The organism is Mycobacterium sp. IDUB_5 (genome assembly GCF_055419565.1).
Window position 1 is genome coordinate 1 of the sequence record NZ_JBVAXX010000002.1, and the last position, 12,949, is coordinate 12,949.

The 12,949-nt window shown below is 65.7% G+C and carries 14 protein-coding genes and 1 rRNA gene; 1 reads left to right on the forward strand and 14 read right to left on the reverse strand.

What is annotated here, in order from left to right; all coding sequences use genetic code 11:
- Positions 1–72 (reverse strand): 16S ribosomal RNA (locus ACZY1G_RS05000); the annotation flags it as partial.
- Positions 73–409: 337 nt separating this feature from the next.
- The gene (gene murA / locus ACZY1G_RS05005) at positions 410–1,663 is read right to left on the reverse strand and encodes a UDP-N-acetylglucosamine 1-carboxyvinyltransferase (protein ID WP_463821795.1); all 1,254 of its coding nucleotides are present in this window, start codon (positions 1,661–1,663) and stop codon (positions 410–412) included.
- 76 nt (positions 1,664–1,739) lie between these two features.
- On the opposite strand from murA, the gene ACZY1G_RS05010 reads away from it, so the two are divergent.
- Positions 1,740–2,315 carry a cob(I)yrinic acid a,c-diamide adenosyltransferase gene (locus ACZY1G_RS05010; protein ID WP_463821796.1) on the forward strand — a complete coding sequence of 192 codons (576 nt, stop codon included), beginning with the start codon at positions 1,740–1,742 and terminating at the stop codon, positions 2,313–2,315.
- On the opposite strand, the gene ACZY1G_RS05015 is transcribed toward ACZY1G_RS05010, so the two are convergent.
- The 12 genes from ACZY1G_RS05015 to ACZY1G_RS05070 form a co-directional block, all read right to left on the reverse strand.
- Positions 2,309–2,755 carry a DUF2550 domain-containing protein gene (locus tag ACZY1G_RS05015; RefSeq protein WP_463815777.1) on the reverse strand — a complete coding sequence of 149 codons (447 nt, stop codon included), beginning with the start codon at positions 2,753–2,755 and terminating at the stop codon, positions 2,309–2,311. The genes ACZY1G_RS05010 and ACZY1G_RS05015 overlap by 7 nt on opposite strands.
- A gap of 6 nt (positions 2,756–2,761) precedes the next feature.
- Entirely contained in the window at positions 2,762–3,127 is a 366-nt protein-coding gene (locus tag ACZY1G_RS05020) for a F0F1 ATP synthase subunit epsilon (RefSeq protein WP_463815776.1), read from the reverse strand.
- A 34-nt stretch (positions 3,128–3,161) separates the two neighbouring features.
- Positions 3,162–4,613 (reverse strand): F0F1 ATP synthase subunit beta, encoded by a 1,452-nt coding sequence (gene atpD, locus ACZY1G_RS05025; protein WP_048422046.1) that lies wholly within the window; start codon positions 4,611–4,613, stop codon positions 3,162–3,164.
- Positions 4,614–4,645: 32 nt separating this feature from the next.
- Positions 4,646–5,575 (reverse strand): F0F1 ATP synthase subunit gamma, encoded by a 930-nt coding sequence (locus ACZY1G_RS05030; protein WP_463815775.1) that lies wholly within the window; start codon positions 5,573–5,575, stop codon positions 4,646–4,648.
- 41 nt (positions 5,576–5,616) lie between these two features.
- Complete coding sequence (atpA, locus tag ACZY1G_RS05035; protein WP_463815774.1) at positions 5,617–7,257, reverse strand: F0F1 ATP synthase subunit alpha; 1,641 nt, start codon at positions 7,255–7,257, stop codon at positions 5,617–5,619.
- Positions 7,258–7,306: 49 nt separating this feature from the next.
- Positions 7,307–8,644 (reverse strand): F0F1 ATP synthase subunit B/delta, encoded by a 1,338-nt coding sequence (locus ACZY1G_RS05040; protein ID WP_463821797.1) that lies wholly within the window; start codon positions 8,642–8,644, stop codon positions 7,307–7,309.
- Positions 8,644–9,153 carry a F0F1 ATP synthase subunit B gene (locus ACZY1G_RS05045; protein WP_463815772.1) on the reverse strand — a complete coding sequence of 170 codons (510 nt, stop codon included), beginning with the start codon at positions 9,151–9,153 and terminating at the stop codon, positions 8,644–8,646. Before ACZY1G_RS05045 ends, ACZY1G_RS05040 begins: the two co-directional genes overlap by 1 nt.
- Positions 9,154–9,162: 9 nt before the next feature.
- Entirely contained in the window at positions 9,163–9,411 is a 249-nt protein-coding gene (locus ACZY1G_RS05050; protein ID WP_046361386.1) for a F0F1 ATP synthase subunit C, read from the reverse strand.
- A gap of 70 nt (positions 9,412–9,481) precedes the next feature.
- Positions 9,482–10,300, reverse strand: a complete 819-nt coding sequence (gene atpB, locus ACZY1G_RS05055; RefSeq protein WP_463821798.1) for a F0F1 ATP synthase subunit A — start codon at positions 10,298–10,300, stop codon at positions 9,482–9,484.
- A gap of 19 nt (positions 10,301–10,319) precedes the next feature.
- Positions 10,320–10,793 carry an ATP synthase subunit I gene (locus tag ACZY1G_RS05060; protein ID WP_463815770.1) on the reverse strand — a complete coding sequence of 158 codons (474 nt, stop codon included), beginning with the start codon at positions 10,791–10,793 and terminating at the stop codon, positions 10,320–10,322.
- A gap of 262 nt (positions 10,794–11,055) precedes the next feature.
- Positions 11,056–12,261, reverse strand: a complete 1,206-nt coding sequence (locus ACZY1G_RS05065) for a glycosyltransferase family 4 protein (protein ID WP_463821799.1) — start codon at positions 12,259–12,261, stop codon at positions 11,056–11,058.
- Between the two features lie 15 nt (positions 12,262–12,276).
- Positions 12,277–12,939: an L-threonylcarbamoyladenylate synthase gene (locus ACZY1G_RS05070; RefSeq protein ID WP_463821800.1), complete on the reverse strand. Its 663-nt coding sequence runs from the start codon at positions 12,937–12,939 to the stop codon at positions 12,277–12,279.
- Positions 12,940–12,949 lie beyond the last annotated feature (10 nt).

A 12,949-nucleotide genomic window follows, 5' to 3' on the forward strand; every position in this document is an offset into this window, starting at 1 on the left:
TTTCCGTTCGACTTGCATGTGTTAAGCACGCCGCCAGCGTTCGTCCTGAGCCAGGATCAAACTCTCCAAACAAAAACCCCCCACCACACAGGCAGGAAAGAATCCGAATCAGAAAAATCCGATCACAAACAAAAGACACCAAAACTGGCATCCAAAAAACGTCATGCCCCCAAACGGGAAAATGCGGACACAACAAAAAACAACAAACAAAAACCACCAAACACACTATTGAGTTCTCAAACAACACCGCCGTTTTCAGGCAACCCTGCCACTGTACTGCATGTGACCAGGGCGGTCAAGCTCGTCCTCAGGTCTTTCGACCGAGGCCGTTGCTTATGAATGAAATACTACGTGCTGTCGGCCAGACGCCCAAATGCCCAGCGCAAGAGGCCAAAACGAGCGCCGGACCCTAGCTGACTCGCTCGACCTCCGCGCCCAGACTGACGAGATTTTCCACGAAGTTCGGATACCCGCGGTCGATGTGAAAGACGTCGTGCACTTCGGTGTCACCATCGGCCACGAGTCCGGCCAACACCAAGCCGGCGCCCGCACGGATGTCCGACGACCACACCGGTGCACTCGACAGCTGCGGTATCCCCCGCAAGACGGCGTGATGGCCGTCGGTGCGGGCGTCCGCACCCAACCGGATCATCTCCTCGACGAAACGGAACCGCGCTTCGAACACGTTCTCCGTGATCATCGACGTGCCGTCGGCTATCGAGGCCAGGCCGATGGCCATCGGCTGCAAGTCGGTCGGAAAACCGGGGAACGGCAGCGTCGCCACGTTCACTGCCTTCGGTCGCTCGTACTGCACAACCCGGAAGCCGTCGTCGGACTGCGTCACGGTCGCGCCGGCGTCGTGCAGTTTGTGGAGCACCAACTGCAGATGCGCGGGATCGACCCCGGTCACCGAGATGTCCCCGCGCGTCATCGCCGCGGCGATCCCCCACGTCGCGGCGACGATCCTGTCCCCGATGACCCGATGCTCGGTGGGATAGAGCCGGTCGACACCGGTGATGGTCAGCGTCGAGGATCCCGCGCCGCTGATCTGCGCGCCCATCTGGTTGAGCATCGTGCACAGGTCCACGACATCGGGTTCGCGCGCCGCGTTGTGAATCGTGGTGACGCCCTCGGCGAGTACCGCCGCCATCAGAATGTTCTCGGTGGCACCGACCGACGGGAACTCGAGCTGGATCTCGGCGCCGTGCAGGTGGTCGGCCTCGGCCACCACACACCCGTGCTCGATCGTGCATCGCGCACCGAGTTGGCGCAGACCTGCCTGGTGCATGTCCAGCGGGCGCGACCCGATCGCGTCTCCCCCCGGCAGCGCCACTTTGGCTCGTTTGCACCTGCCGACCAGCGGACCGAGCACGCACACCGACGCACGGAACTGCCGGACCGCGGCGAAGTCGGCGTCGTACTTGGGTTCGTCCGGGGAGGTGATGCGGACGACGTCGCCGTCGAGATCGACGGTCGCGCCCAGGCCGCGAAGCACCTCGGCCATCAGCGGGACGTCGAGGATGTCGGGACAATTGGTGATGGTGCTGGTGCCTTCGGCCAGCAAGGACGCGGCCATCAGTTTCAAGACGCTGTTCTTGGCGCCTCCGACAGCCACTTCGCCTGCCAACCGACTGCCGCCGGTCACCACGAAACGCTCACCCACGCGGTCAGTGTAAACAGCGGGCTGACCCATGTCAGTCTCCGCGAATCACCCCGGACACGTCCCGTACGGTTTGGGCATGGCAGTGCATCTGACGCGGATCTACACCCGGACCGGCGACGACGGGACCACAGGCCTCAGTGATTTCAGCCGGGTGTCCAAGAACGACCCGCGGCTGGTGGCATACGCCGACTGTGACGAGGCGAACGCCGCGATCGGTGTCGCGGTCGCACTGGGGCAACCCGACGAACGCGTGCTCGACGTACTCCGCCGTATCCAGAACGACCTGTTCGATGCGGGCGCCGACCTGTCCACACCCGTGGTCGACAACCCGGAATACCCGCCGCTGCGCATCCAACAGAGCTACATCGACCGCCTCGAGAAGTGGTGCGACGAGTTCAACGAGCCCCTGCCGGAGCTCAACTCGTTCATCTTGCCCGGCGGCACAGCACTGTCGGCACTCCTGCACGTCGCGCGCACGGTGGCGCGGCGGGCTGAACGATCAGCCTGGCTGGCGGTCGACGCCCACGGCGACTCCATCAGCGTGCTGCCCGCGAAGTATCTGAACCGGCTGTCCGACCTGCTGTTCATCCTGTCGCGGGTGGCCAACCCGGACGGCGATGTGTTGTGGCGCCCGGGCGGCACCGCTCAGTAGCTGCGTCGACGGGCCCGGGGCGAGGGTCGCGATTCGACCCATGAGGTGAACGCGGTCAGCGCACCGCGATCCAGGGCGATCTCGTATCCCCGGCCGCGGTCAGGCACGACGTCGCGCAGTTCGAGGACGACGATCTCGTCGGTCATGATGTCGAACTCGTCACCGCGCGGTGGGCGTCGCGACACGACCTCCAAACCCCGCCGGCTGAGCGTCCGATCGGGCCACCACCGAAGGCTGGAGAGTTGGTAGAACTGCGCCTCGCCACCGCGATAACGCACTACACCGTGGCGCCAACCGTGGCCGCCGACGGCGGGCACGTCACGCAGGATCGCTGCCGTGCCGCCCACCTGGCGTAGTTTCCACAATCGGTAGCTCAGTGCGATGACGGCCAGCAGAAGCACACTGACCAGCGCGACCATGAACACCATGGACGCGCTCATCGCCGGTCAGTCCAGCTGGCCGAGGGCGCGGAGCCGCGCCCTGCCCCATGCCGCTGTCCGCTCGTCGTCGGACTCGGAATCCTGCTTCGCGTCGTCGGCGTTGATCTCGTCTTCGAACTGTGCGTTCTCGACCAGGATGCGGACGGTCTCTTCTGTCACCGACAGGAAGCCCCCGTCGACGGCGATCCGCAGATCGTCCTCACCGTCCCGCTCGACCCGCACCATCGCGTCGTCGACGAGCTGAGCGACGAGCGGAATGTGCCGGGGCAGGATGCCGATCTCACCCGCGGTGGTGCGAGTGAAGACGAAAGTCGCTTCACCCGCCCACAATTCACGCTCGACGGCGACGATCTCGACGTTCATCTCCGCCATGTCACACCGCCCTTCCCGATAGCGTCACTGGCGATCACAGCTTGGCGCCGAGGCTTTCGGCCTTCTTCGCCAGGTCGTCGAGACCACCGATCAGGAAGAACGCCTGCTCGGGCAGGTGATCGAAGTCGCCCTTGGTGAGCTTGTCGAACGCCTCGATGGTCTCCTTGAGCGGCACCGTGGAGCCGGGCTGACCGGTGAACTGCTCGGCCGCCATCATGTTCTGGCTCAGGAAGCGCTCGATACGACGCGCACGGTTGACCAGCTGCTTGTCCTCTTCGGCGAGCTCGTCGATACCGAGGATGGCGATGATGTCCTGAAGATCCTTGTAGCGCTGCAGGATTCGGATGACTTCCTGCGCGACGCGGTAGTGCTCGTCACCGACGACGGCCGGGTCGAGGATCGTCGAGCTCGATGCCAGCGGGTCCACGGCCGGGAAGATGCCCTTCGAGAACACCGTACGAGAAAGCTCGGTGGTCGCATCGAGGTGTGCGAACGTGGTGGCGGGCGCCGGGTCGGTGTAGTCGTCGGCGGGCACGTACACGGCCTGCATCGAGGTGATGGACTTGCCGCGGGTCGAGGTGATGCGCTCCTGGAGCTCACCCATCTCGTCAGCGAGCGTGGGCTGGTAACCCACCGCGGACGGCATACGTCCGAGCAGCGTCGACACCTCGGAACCGGCCTGGGTGAACCGGAAAATGTTGTCGATGAACAGCAGCACGTCCTGGCCCTGCTCGTCGCGGAAGTACTCCGCCATGGTCAGCGCCGAGAGCGCGACACGCATACGCGTGCCCGGCGGCTCGTCCATCTGACCGAACACCAGCGCGGTGTCCTTGAGCACGTTGGCGTCCTCGAGCTCGACCCACAGGTCGTTGCCCTCACGGGTGCGCTCACCCACGCCGGCGAACACCGAGGTACCACCGAAGTTGCGGGCGATGCGGTTGATCATCTCCTGGATGAGCACGGTCTTGCCCACGCCCGCGCCGCCGAACAGCGCGATCTTGCCACCGCGCACGTAGGGGGTCAGCAGGTCGACGACCTTGAGGCCCGTCTCGAGCATCTCGGTACGAGGCTCGAGCTCGGAGAAGGCCGGCGGCTTGCGGTGGATCGACCAGTGCTCGAAGTCCTTGCCGTAGCCCGGCTCGTCGAGGCAGTCACCCAGGGCGTTGAACACGTGGCCCTTGACGCCGTCGCCGACGGGCACCGAGATCGAGTTACCGGTGTCGGTGACCTCGACGCCGCGGACGAGACCGTCGGTGGGCTGCATCGAGATGGTCCGCACCAGGTTGTCGCCGAGGTGCTGCGCGACCTCCAGGGTCAGCGTCTTCGACAGCTCCTTGTAGGAGATCTCCGCGTGCAGCGCGTTGAACAGCTCGGGCACGGAACCGCGGGGAAACTCCACGTCCACAACCGGGCCGGTGATACGAACCACGCGACCGGTGGTCTCCTTGGTGCTTTCCTTGGACTTCTCTTCTGCGGGTGCGCTCATTTTCTTCGCTTCCTAACCGATGCTGCTGGAGGTCATTTGGCGTCGGCCAGCGCGTTGGCGCCGCCGACGATCTCGCTGATTTCTTGGGTGATCTGTGCCTGCCGCTCGCGGTTGGCCGCCAGGGTGAGGGACTTGATCAGATCGTCGGCGTTGTCGGTGGCCGACTTCATGGCCCGTCGGCGTGAGGCCGACTCCGAGGCCGCCGCCTCGAGCAACGCGGCGTAGACGCGGGTGGCCACGTAGCGCGGCAGCAGTGCGTCGAACAGCGTTTCCGCGTTGGGCTCGAACGTGAACAGGGTGCGGGGGCCGTCGTCGGGACGGTCGTCTTCGACGTACTCGACGACCATCGGAGCGATGCGGCGCGCCGCCGCGCTCTGCGACAGCATCGACTTGAATTCGGTGAAGACGATATGGAGTTCGTCGACTCCGAGCACGCCGTCGGCGCCGGCGTCGTCACCGTCGTCGTCGGCACCGGCCATGAACGCCGCCACCAGGGTCTCGGCGATCTCCTTGGCGTTCTCGTAATCCGGGCGCTCGGAGAATCCCGTCCAGGATTCGACGACCTCGCGCTGACGGAAGTTGTAGTAGCCCAGCGCTTTACGGCCCACCACGTAGACAACGGGCTCTTTGCCCTCGTCACGCAACAGCGCGAAGAGTTCCTCGGACTGGCGCAGCACGTTGGCGTTGTACGCCCCACACAGGCCTCGGTCCGAGGACACCACCAGCACACCGGCACGCTTGCGGTTCTCCCGCTCGACCAGCAGCGGATGATCCAGCGCGCTGGCGCTGGCCAGCTCGGTCAGCATGTTGGTGATCTCGGTACTGTAGGGCCGAGCCGCCTCGACTCGGGCCTGCGCCTTCGAGATTCGCGAGGTCGCGATCAGCTCCTGGGCCTTGGTGATCTTCTTGATCGACCCGGCGGAACGGATGCGCCCCCGAAGCTCGCGCAGTGTTGCAGCCATCTAGCTCTCCAGACCCTTTCGGTCCAACGTCGTTGTCGGTCTTACTTCTTGGCCGGTTTGCGGACCTTGACGGACTCTTTCTCGACGTCCTCTTCGTCCATCGCCTCGGTCTTGTCGTCGACCGCGACCGAGCTTCCGTCCGTGGCGGAGAAGCCCTTCTTGAACTCGTTGATGATGTCGCTGACCTTGTCCTGCTCTTCTTCCGGGAACTTCTTGCTCTCGCGGATGCTGTCGAGGACTTCGCTGTGGGAACTCTTGATGTGCTCCAGCAGCTCGGATTCAAAGCGCGCGACGTCTTCGACGGGAACCGAATCCAGGTGGCCACCGGTGCCGAGGAAGATCGCGATGACCTGGTCCTCGACCGCGTACGGGGTGTACTGGGGCTGCTTGAGCAGCTCGACCAGACGGGCACCGCGGTCCAGCTGGGCCTTCGACGCTGCGTCCAGATCCGAGGCGAACGCCGCGAACGACTCGAGCTCGCGGTACTGCGAGAGCTCCAGACGCAGCGAGCCCGCCACCTCTTTCATTGCCTTGATCTGGGCGGCACCACCGACGCGCGACACCGACACACCGACGTTGATGGCCGGGCGCACACCCTGGTTGAACAGGTCGGACTCCAGGAAGCACTGGCCGTCGGTGATCGAGATGACGTTCGTGGGGATGAACGCCGAGATGTCGTTGGCCTTGGTCTCGATGATCGGCAGACCGGTCATCGAGCCGCCGCCGAGCTCGTCGGACAGCTTCGCGCAACGTTCGAGTAGCCGCGAGTGCAGGTAGAACACGTCACCGGGGAACGCCTCGCGACCCGGCGGACGGCGCAGCAGCAGCGAGATCGCGCGGTAGGCGTCGGCCTGCTTCGAGAGATCGTCGAACACGATCAGCACGTGCTTGCCGTCGTACATCCAGTGCTGGCCGATGGCCGAACCGGTGTACGGCGCAAGCCATTTGAAGCCGGCGGCGTCGGAGGCAGGCGCGGCGACGATGGTGGTGTACTCCATCGCACCACCCTCTTCGAGGGCCCGCTTCACGGAGGCGATCGTGGTGCCCTTCTGGCCGATCGCGACATACACGCAGCGCACCTGCTTGCTCGGGTCGCCGGTCTCCCATGCCTCGCGCTGGTTGAGGATCGTGTCGACCGCGACCGCCGTCTTACCGGTCTTGCGGTCGCCGATGATCAGCTGGCGCTGGCCACGGCCGATCGGGGTCTGGCTGTCGATGGCCTTGATGCCGGTCTGCAGGGGCTCCGACACACCCTGACGCTGCACCACCGACGGAGCCTGCAGCTCGAGTGCGCGACGGGCGTCGGGCTCGATGTCGCCCTGACCGTCGATGGGCTGGCCGAGCGGGTTGATGACGCGGCCGAGGAAGGCGTCGCCGACCGGCACGGAGAGCACCTCGCCGGTGCGCTTCACCTGCTGACCCTGTTCGATCTTCTCGAACTCGCCGAGGATGACGGCGCCGACCGTGTGCTCGTCGAGGTTCAGCGCGACACCGAGCACGCCACCGGGGAACTCGAGCAGTTCCTGGGTCATGACCGAGGGCAGGCCTTCGACGTGAGCGATGCCGTCGCCCGCATCGATGACCGTGCCGATCTCTTCACGGTCGGAGTCGGCGGCGAAGGAGGAGACGTAGTCCTCGATCGCGCCCTCGATGTCAGAAGCCGAGATTGTCAACTCTGCCATGGGTTCGTCTTCCTGCCTTCGTGTTTCGTTGCTGGGAGTTCTGGGCCGGTCAGTCCGGCAGGCCCGTGCGGGCCGCTGCCAACCGGGAGGAGATGGAGCCGTCGATGACCTCTTCACCGACCGTGATGAGGAGTCCGCCGAGGATGGCCGGATCGACGTCGAGCTGCACCGACACGTCGGTGCCGTAGATGCGGCTGAGGATTTCGGTCAGACGCGTGCGCTGAGCGTCACTGATCTCGGTCGCGGCAGTGACCTCCGCGACCGCTTCACCGCGGCGGGACACCGCCAACTCGGCGAGATCGGCGACGGCTGCGTCGGCGAGCCCGCCGCGCAGCAACCGGACGGTCTGAGCCAGCAGCGCCGCGGTGGTGTCGTTGACTCCCCCGCCGCCCTCGACGACCTTGTTCAGCAGTTCGATCCGCTTGTCGGCGGGCACCGTGGGATCGGACAGCAATCGGTTGAGCCGTGATTCCGCGTCGAGCACCCGGCCCACGCGGAACAGCTGCTCTTCGACCTCTTCACTCTGCTCGTTGCGCTCCGCGCGGACCAGCAGTGCCAGCCGGGCGACGTGCTCGAGAGCATCGACGAGGTTGCCGTCATCCGACCAGCGCTGTGCCACAGCGGTTTTGAGCAGATCGACAGATGTCTCGGCGAGCTTGTCGGCGAACAGCCGCTCGACCAGACGCTCCTTGGCGGCCGGTTCGTCGGTGGGCTCGGCGAGGTGGGTGTTGAGCGCGTGCTCCTCGGTCAGCAGCGTAGCGACCGAGGTGAGCTCGTCGGCAAGCGTCGTGAGGCTGTCCGCGTCGGCACCGTCGGTGACGGACTCGAACTGCTTGACGAGTTCGGCGAGTGCCTCCCGGCTGGCGGCACGCAGGTTGAGCGGGGCGCCGGCCTCGAGAACTGCCGGGGACGGTGCCATGTCGTCGAGCTGATCGAGGAACCGGTCCACCGATGCGGTCTGCGCATCGTTGTCGGCGAGGTGATCACGGATGATCTGCTCGGCCTTGTCCACCGACTCCAACCCCAGCTGCTGACGCAGGCCACGGATGGTCTGCTGACGGAGCAGCGAAACCTGTTGGTCGCCTTGCGCTTTGATGCGCTCGGCTTCGGTTCCGGCCTGCTCACGCAGGTGCTCGGCGATCCGCGACGAGTCGGCGCGAGCCTCCTCGGTCAACTTCTCACCACGGTTCTTGGCTTCTTCGACGGCCTTGGCGTGCTCCGCGTCAGCGTTGGCCAGCTTGTCGGCGGCGGCCTTGCTCTCCATGAGCGCGGCGCGCACCGCTTCCTGCTGGGTGTTCATCAGCTTGCGGACCGGCGGGACCACCCATTTGACGATGATCGCCACGATGAGCACGAATCCGACCAGCTGTCCGATGAAGGTGGACATCAGCGCCTCTCACTCGCGGTGCCGTTGACGTCGACGCCGAGGACGCGGCTGGCCAGGGTGGCCGACAGGCCGTCGACCGACGACTGCAACTCCTCGTTGGTCGACGCCGCGTTGCGCTCCAGCTCGGCGTTGGCCGACTGCAGCTTCTCCGACACCTCGTTACCGGCCTCGGCACGCGCCTCGTCGACCGCTTGGCGGCCCTCTGCGCGGGCCTCGTCGCGGATCGACGCAGCCTCGCTGCGCGCCTTGGCCATGGTCTCTTCGTAGTCCGCCTGGGCAGCCGCCGTCAGCTCGGCGGCTTTCCGGTTGTCGGCAGCGGTCTTGGCGAGCATCGCCTCGCGCTCGGCCAACACCTTGCTCACCGGCGGCACCACCCATTTCCAGATCACGCCGAGCACGATCAGGAAGATGAGCAGGACGAAAAAGAAGGTGCCGTTGGGGACCAGGAAGTTACTGGTCCCCCCGCCTCCTTCTTCGGCTGCCAAGACCCGTGCGGTGGTTTCACCCATGACGACGAGTTAGCCGCCGACCGGGGTGGCGAACACGAACAGCGCCATGAAGGCCAGGTTGATGAAGTAGGCCGCCTCGACCAGACCAACGGTGATGAAGAACGGGGTGAACAGCCGGCCCTGGGCTTCCGGCTGCCGGGCGATGCCCGAGATCAGGGCGTTACCGGCGATGCCGTCACCGATGCCTGCACCGATCGCGCCGCCGGCCATGATCAGACCACCGCCGATGAGCGCACCTGCAGCGATAGTGGGATCCATTGCTTATCCTCCTTGATAACTGGCTGTCGGTTGTCGCCAGGTTCTGTTGGGTCTAACGGGTACTGCGGTCTCAGTGAGCGGTGGCCGCGCCCTGCTTGGCGTGGTCGGATTCGTCATCGTGCTTGGCGTCATCGTGCTTGGCGTCGTGGTCGCCGTGATCGAGCTCCATCGACTGCCCGAAGTACAGGATCGTCAGCAGAGCGAAGATGAACGCCTGGATGAGACCGATGAAGAGGTCGAACGACTTCCAGATGGCGTTCGGCAGCCACAGAATCCAGGCCGGGAACAGCGCGATCAGGCCGACCATGATGCCGCCGGCGAAGATGTTGCCGAAGAGTCGCAGTGACAGCGAGATCGGCTTGGCGATCTCTTCGACGATGTTGATCGGCGCGAGGAACGCGACGTGACCCTTGGCGACCTTGATCGGGTGGCCGATGACGCCCCGGCGCCACACGCCCGCGGCGTGGTAGCAGAGGAAGACGAACAGAGCCAGCGCGAGCACGAAGTTGATGTCCGAGGCCGGCGGTTTGATCAGCTCGGTGGTGACGCCCTCGGAGTCGGTGTACTGCACTGGCAGCACCGACAACCAGTTGGCGAACAGGATGAAGCAGAACAGCGCCACCGCCAGCGGGAGCACGAACGGTGCGATCCGCATCCCGATCGCGCTCTCCACCTGGTTGCGCATCTGGATGGTGATCGCCTCGAAGAACAGCTGGACGCCACCGGGCACGCCGGTCGAGGTCACCTTGGCGCGCAGGAAGAAGGCCAGGGCGATGACGATGATGCCGGCGATCGCGGTCGACAAGACGGTGTCGACGTTGACCGTCAGGCCGAACCACTTCTGTTCGATGTGGTGGCCGACCTCGAGGGCGAGCACACTTTGAGTCATCTACGAATCAGTCCTTGAGCTATCCGTCGGTGGGCGTCGAGGTGTCAGCAGCGGGCGCCGCGGCGTCGGCAGGGGTGTCGGGGCTACCGGCGCGCAGCTTCTTGAGAACGGGCAGGGAGGTGCTCATCACGAGAACCACCTGGAACAGTGCCAGACCGAACAGCACCCCGAGGCCCATCGGCCGGAATACGAACGCGATGGTGAGCGCGACGACGGTGATCGCCAGCAGCCGGGAAGCCGAATTCAGGGCCATCTTCTTCTTCAGCGGGTGGTCGCCGGCGGTGATCGACTCGACTGCGCGGCGAACCAGCAGCGCGTTCGTCAGACCCAGCGCCATGCCGATCGCGAAGAAGGCACCGAAGAGGGGGTATCCCACCAGCGCCGCGGCGACCGTGAGGAGGCCGGAGACGACCGCGCAGATCACGAGCAGGCGGATCGGCCGGAAAGCCACGGACGGGAACACCAACGGCGCGTCCTGCGCTGGCGTCGTCACTGTGTCACCTCAATTCCACGGTCATATCGTGTGAGCGTCGTCTCGTTGATCCTGTGAGCGTCCGTAGCGTATCGGAGGGCGACGGGCGCGCGGGAATCACCCAAGAGGTAGCTCCTGAATCGGTCGATCTGTCGGTCGTGTGTCCGCCCCGATCGACACTCAGGAATCTGAGAACCGATGGTTCGGAGGCCGGCAACCCGCGAGGTTTTTTCGGGTTCTAATTGAACCCTAACACATGGTGAGAGCCACAAAAGGGGGCCTACTACTTTTTGTCGTATACCTCGTGCGCTGGGCCGTCTATGACCTCCTGACCGTCGGTGTCGCGCCGTCTCAGCAACGGAATCAGCGTCACCACCCCGGCCACCACGATGGCACCGGCCATGACCGCGGCGGTGTGCCGCGGATCGAAGAAGATCGTGCTCGCCGCCCCGAGAGCGACGATGCCCACCCACACGTAGATGAGCAGGACGACCCGTCGGTGCGAGTGCCCGATCTCGAGAAGACGGTGGTGCAGGTGCATCTTGTCCGGGCTGAACGGACTCAGGCCCGCGCGGGTTCTGCGAATGATGGCGAGCAGCATGTCCAGCGCCGGCACGAACATCACCGCGACCACGAGCAGGAACGGCGACAGCAGGGCGAACACGTCGCGGGCACCGTAGGCCGTCTGCGAGATGGGTCCGGCCGCGGTGGTCGAGGCGGCCGCGAGCATCAACCCGATGAGCATCGACCCGGAATCCCCCATGAAGATCCGGGCCTTGTGGAAGTTGTGCGGCAAGAAGCCCAGGCATGCCCCGGCCAGCACCACCGAGATCACCGCGGGCGGATAGAACAGCACGTCGCCGCCGTGGTCGTGCAGCAGTCCCACGGAGAAGATGCAGATGGCCGACGCGGTGATCAGGCCGAGGCCGGCCGCCAATCCGTCAAGGCCGTCGACGAAGTTCATCGCGTTGACGATCGCGACGGTCAGCGCGAGGGTGAGCAGGATCGAGGCGACCTGGTCGAGCACGATGGTGCCGACCCCGCCGATCGGGATGTAGAGCACGCTCCAGGCCACGCCCATCGTGACCATCACGCTCGCCGCCGTGATCTGGCCCGCGAACTTGGTCAGCGCGTCGAGGCCCCATCGGTCGTCGATCAGCCCGACGACCATGATCAGACCGCCCGCCACGACGACGGCCGGCAGGCCGGAGGAGTACACGAATCCCCGGGTCAGTGCCGGGAGCTGAGACGCCAGCAGGACAGCGAAGACCACCCCGACGTACATGGCCAGGCCGCCCATCCGCGGCGTGGGCTGCATGTGCACATCGCGTTCGCGGGGATAGGCGACCGCACCCCAGCGAGTGGCCAGCACCCGCACCCACCCGGTGGCGAGGTAGGTGATGATCGCCGCGGTCAGGCCGACGAGTGCCAACTCGCGCAGCGGCACCCCCGCCCCCCGGTCGGTCAGTGCCAGCAACGTGGTCGACATCGTCTGTCCGCCGCGTCAGTCCGTGATCGCCGTCAGTGACGCGGCGTCGACACCGAGCACACCGGCCACCGCGTCGACGGAGACCGGGCCCTGCCGCAGGACGCGGGGATGTGCGCCGGTGAGGTCGACGATGGTCGACGCGGCCTGTTGTTCGGCCGGGCCGCCGTCGAGGTAGACCTCGACGAGATCGCCGAGTTGCTCGCGGGCCTGCTGCGCGCTGACGGAGGCGGGACGGCCCGAGATGTTCGCGCTCGACACCGCCAGGGGGCCGACCTCGCGGAGCAGTTCGATCGCCACGGGGTGCAGGGGCATGCGCAGCATCACGGTGCCGTTGGCGTCGCCGAGATCCCACTGCAGTGACGGCGCCTGCCGGACCACCAGGCTCAACGCGCCGGGCCAGAACGCCCGGATGAGTTCCTTCGCACTCTGGGGCACCGAGTACACGAGGCCGTCGATGGTGTGCCAGGAGCCGACGAGCACCGGCACCGGCATGTCGCGCCCCCGGCCCTTGGCGGCGAGCAACGACGCGACCGCCGCGCTGTCGAACGCATCAGCGCCGATTCCGTAGACAGTGTCGGTGGGCATCACCACCAGGCGGCCGCCCTTGAGCGCGCTGATGGCGGATGCGATCCCGATGTCGCGCTGTTCGGGGTCGTCGCAGTCGAACATCTCGCTCACGTGAGCCAGC

What these genes read in the sequence shown, in the direction of transcription:
- ACZY1G_RS05010 (WP_463821796.1), top strand. Translation starts at nt 1,740, where the DNA reads ATGGCAGTGCATCTGACGCGGATCTACACCCGGACCGGCGACGACGGG.
- ACZY1G_RS05015 (WP_463815777.1), bottom strand. Translation starts at nt 2,755, where the DNA reads ATGAGCGCGTCCATGGTGTTCATGGTCGCGCTGGTCAGTGTGCTTCTG.
- ACZY1G_RS05020 (WP_463815776.1), bottom strand. Translation starts at nt 3,127, where the DNA reads ATGGCGGAGATGAACGTCGAGATCGTCGCCGTCGAGCGTGAATTGTGG.
- atpD (WP_048422046.1), bottom strand. Translation starts at nt 4,613, where the DNA reads ATGAGCGCACCCGCAGAAGAGAAGTCCAAGGAAAGCACCAAGGAGACC.
- ACZY1G_RS05030 (WP_463815775.1), bottom strand. Translation starts at nt 5,575, where the DNA reads ATGGCTGCAACACTGCGCGAGCTTCGGGGGCGCATCCGTTCCGCCGGG.
- atpA (WP_463815774.1), bottom strand. Translation starts at nt 7,257, where the DNA reads ATGGCAGAGTTGACAATCTCGGCTTCTGACATCGAGGGCGCGATCGAG.
- ACZY1G_RS05040 (WP_463821797.1), bottom strand. Translation starts at nt 8,644, where the DNA reads ATGTCCACCTTCATCGGACAGCTGGTCGGATTCGTGCTCATCGTGGCG.
- ACZY1G_RS05045 (WP_463815772.1), bottom strand. Translation starts at nt 9,153, where the DNA reads ATGGGTGAAACCACCGCACGGGTCTTGGCAGCCGAAGAAGGAGGCGGG.
- ACZY1G_RS05050 (WP_046361386.1), bottom strand. Translation starts at nt 9,411, where the DNA reads ATGGATCCCACTATCGCTGCAGGTGCGCTCATCGGCGGTGGTCTGATC.
- atpB (WP_463821798.1), bottom strand. Translation starts at nt 10,300, where the DNA reads ATGACTCAAAGTGTGCTCGCCCTCGAGGTCGGCCACCACATCGAACAG.
- ACZY1G_RS05065 (WP_463821799.1), bottom strand. Translation starts at nt 12,261, where the DNA reads ATGTCGACCACGTTGCTGGCACTGACCGACCGGGGGGCGGGGGTGCCG.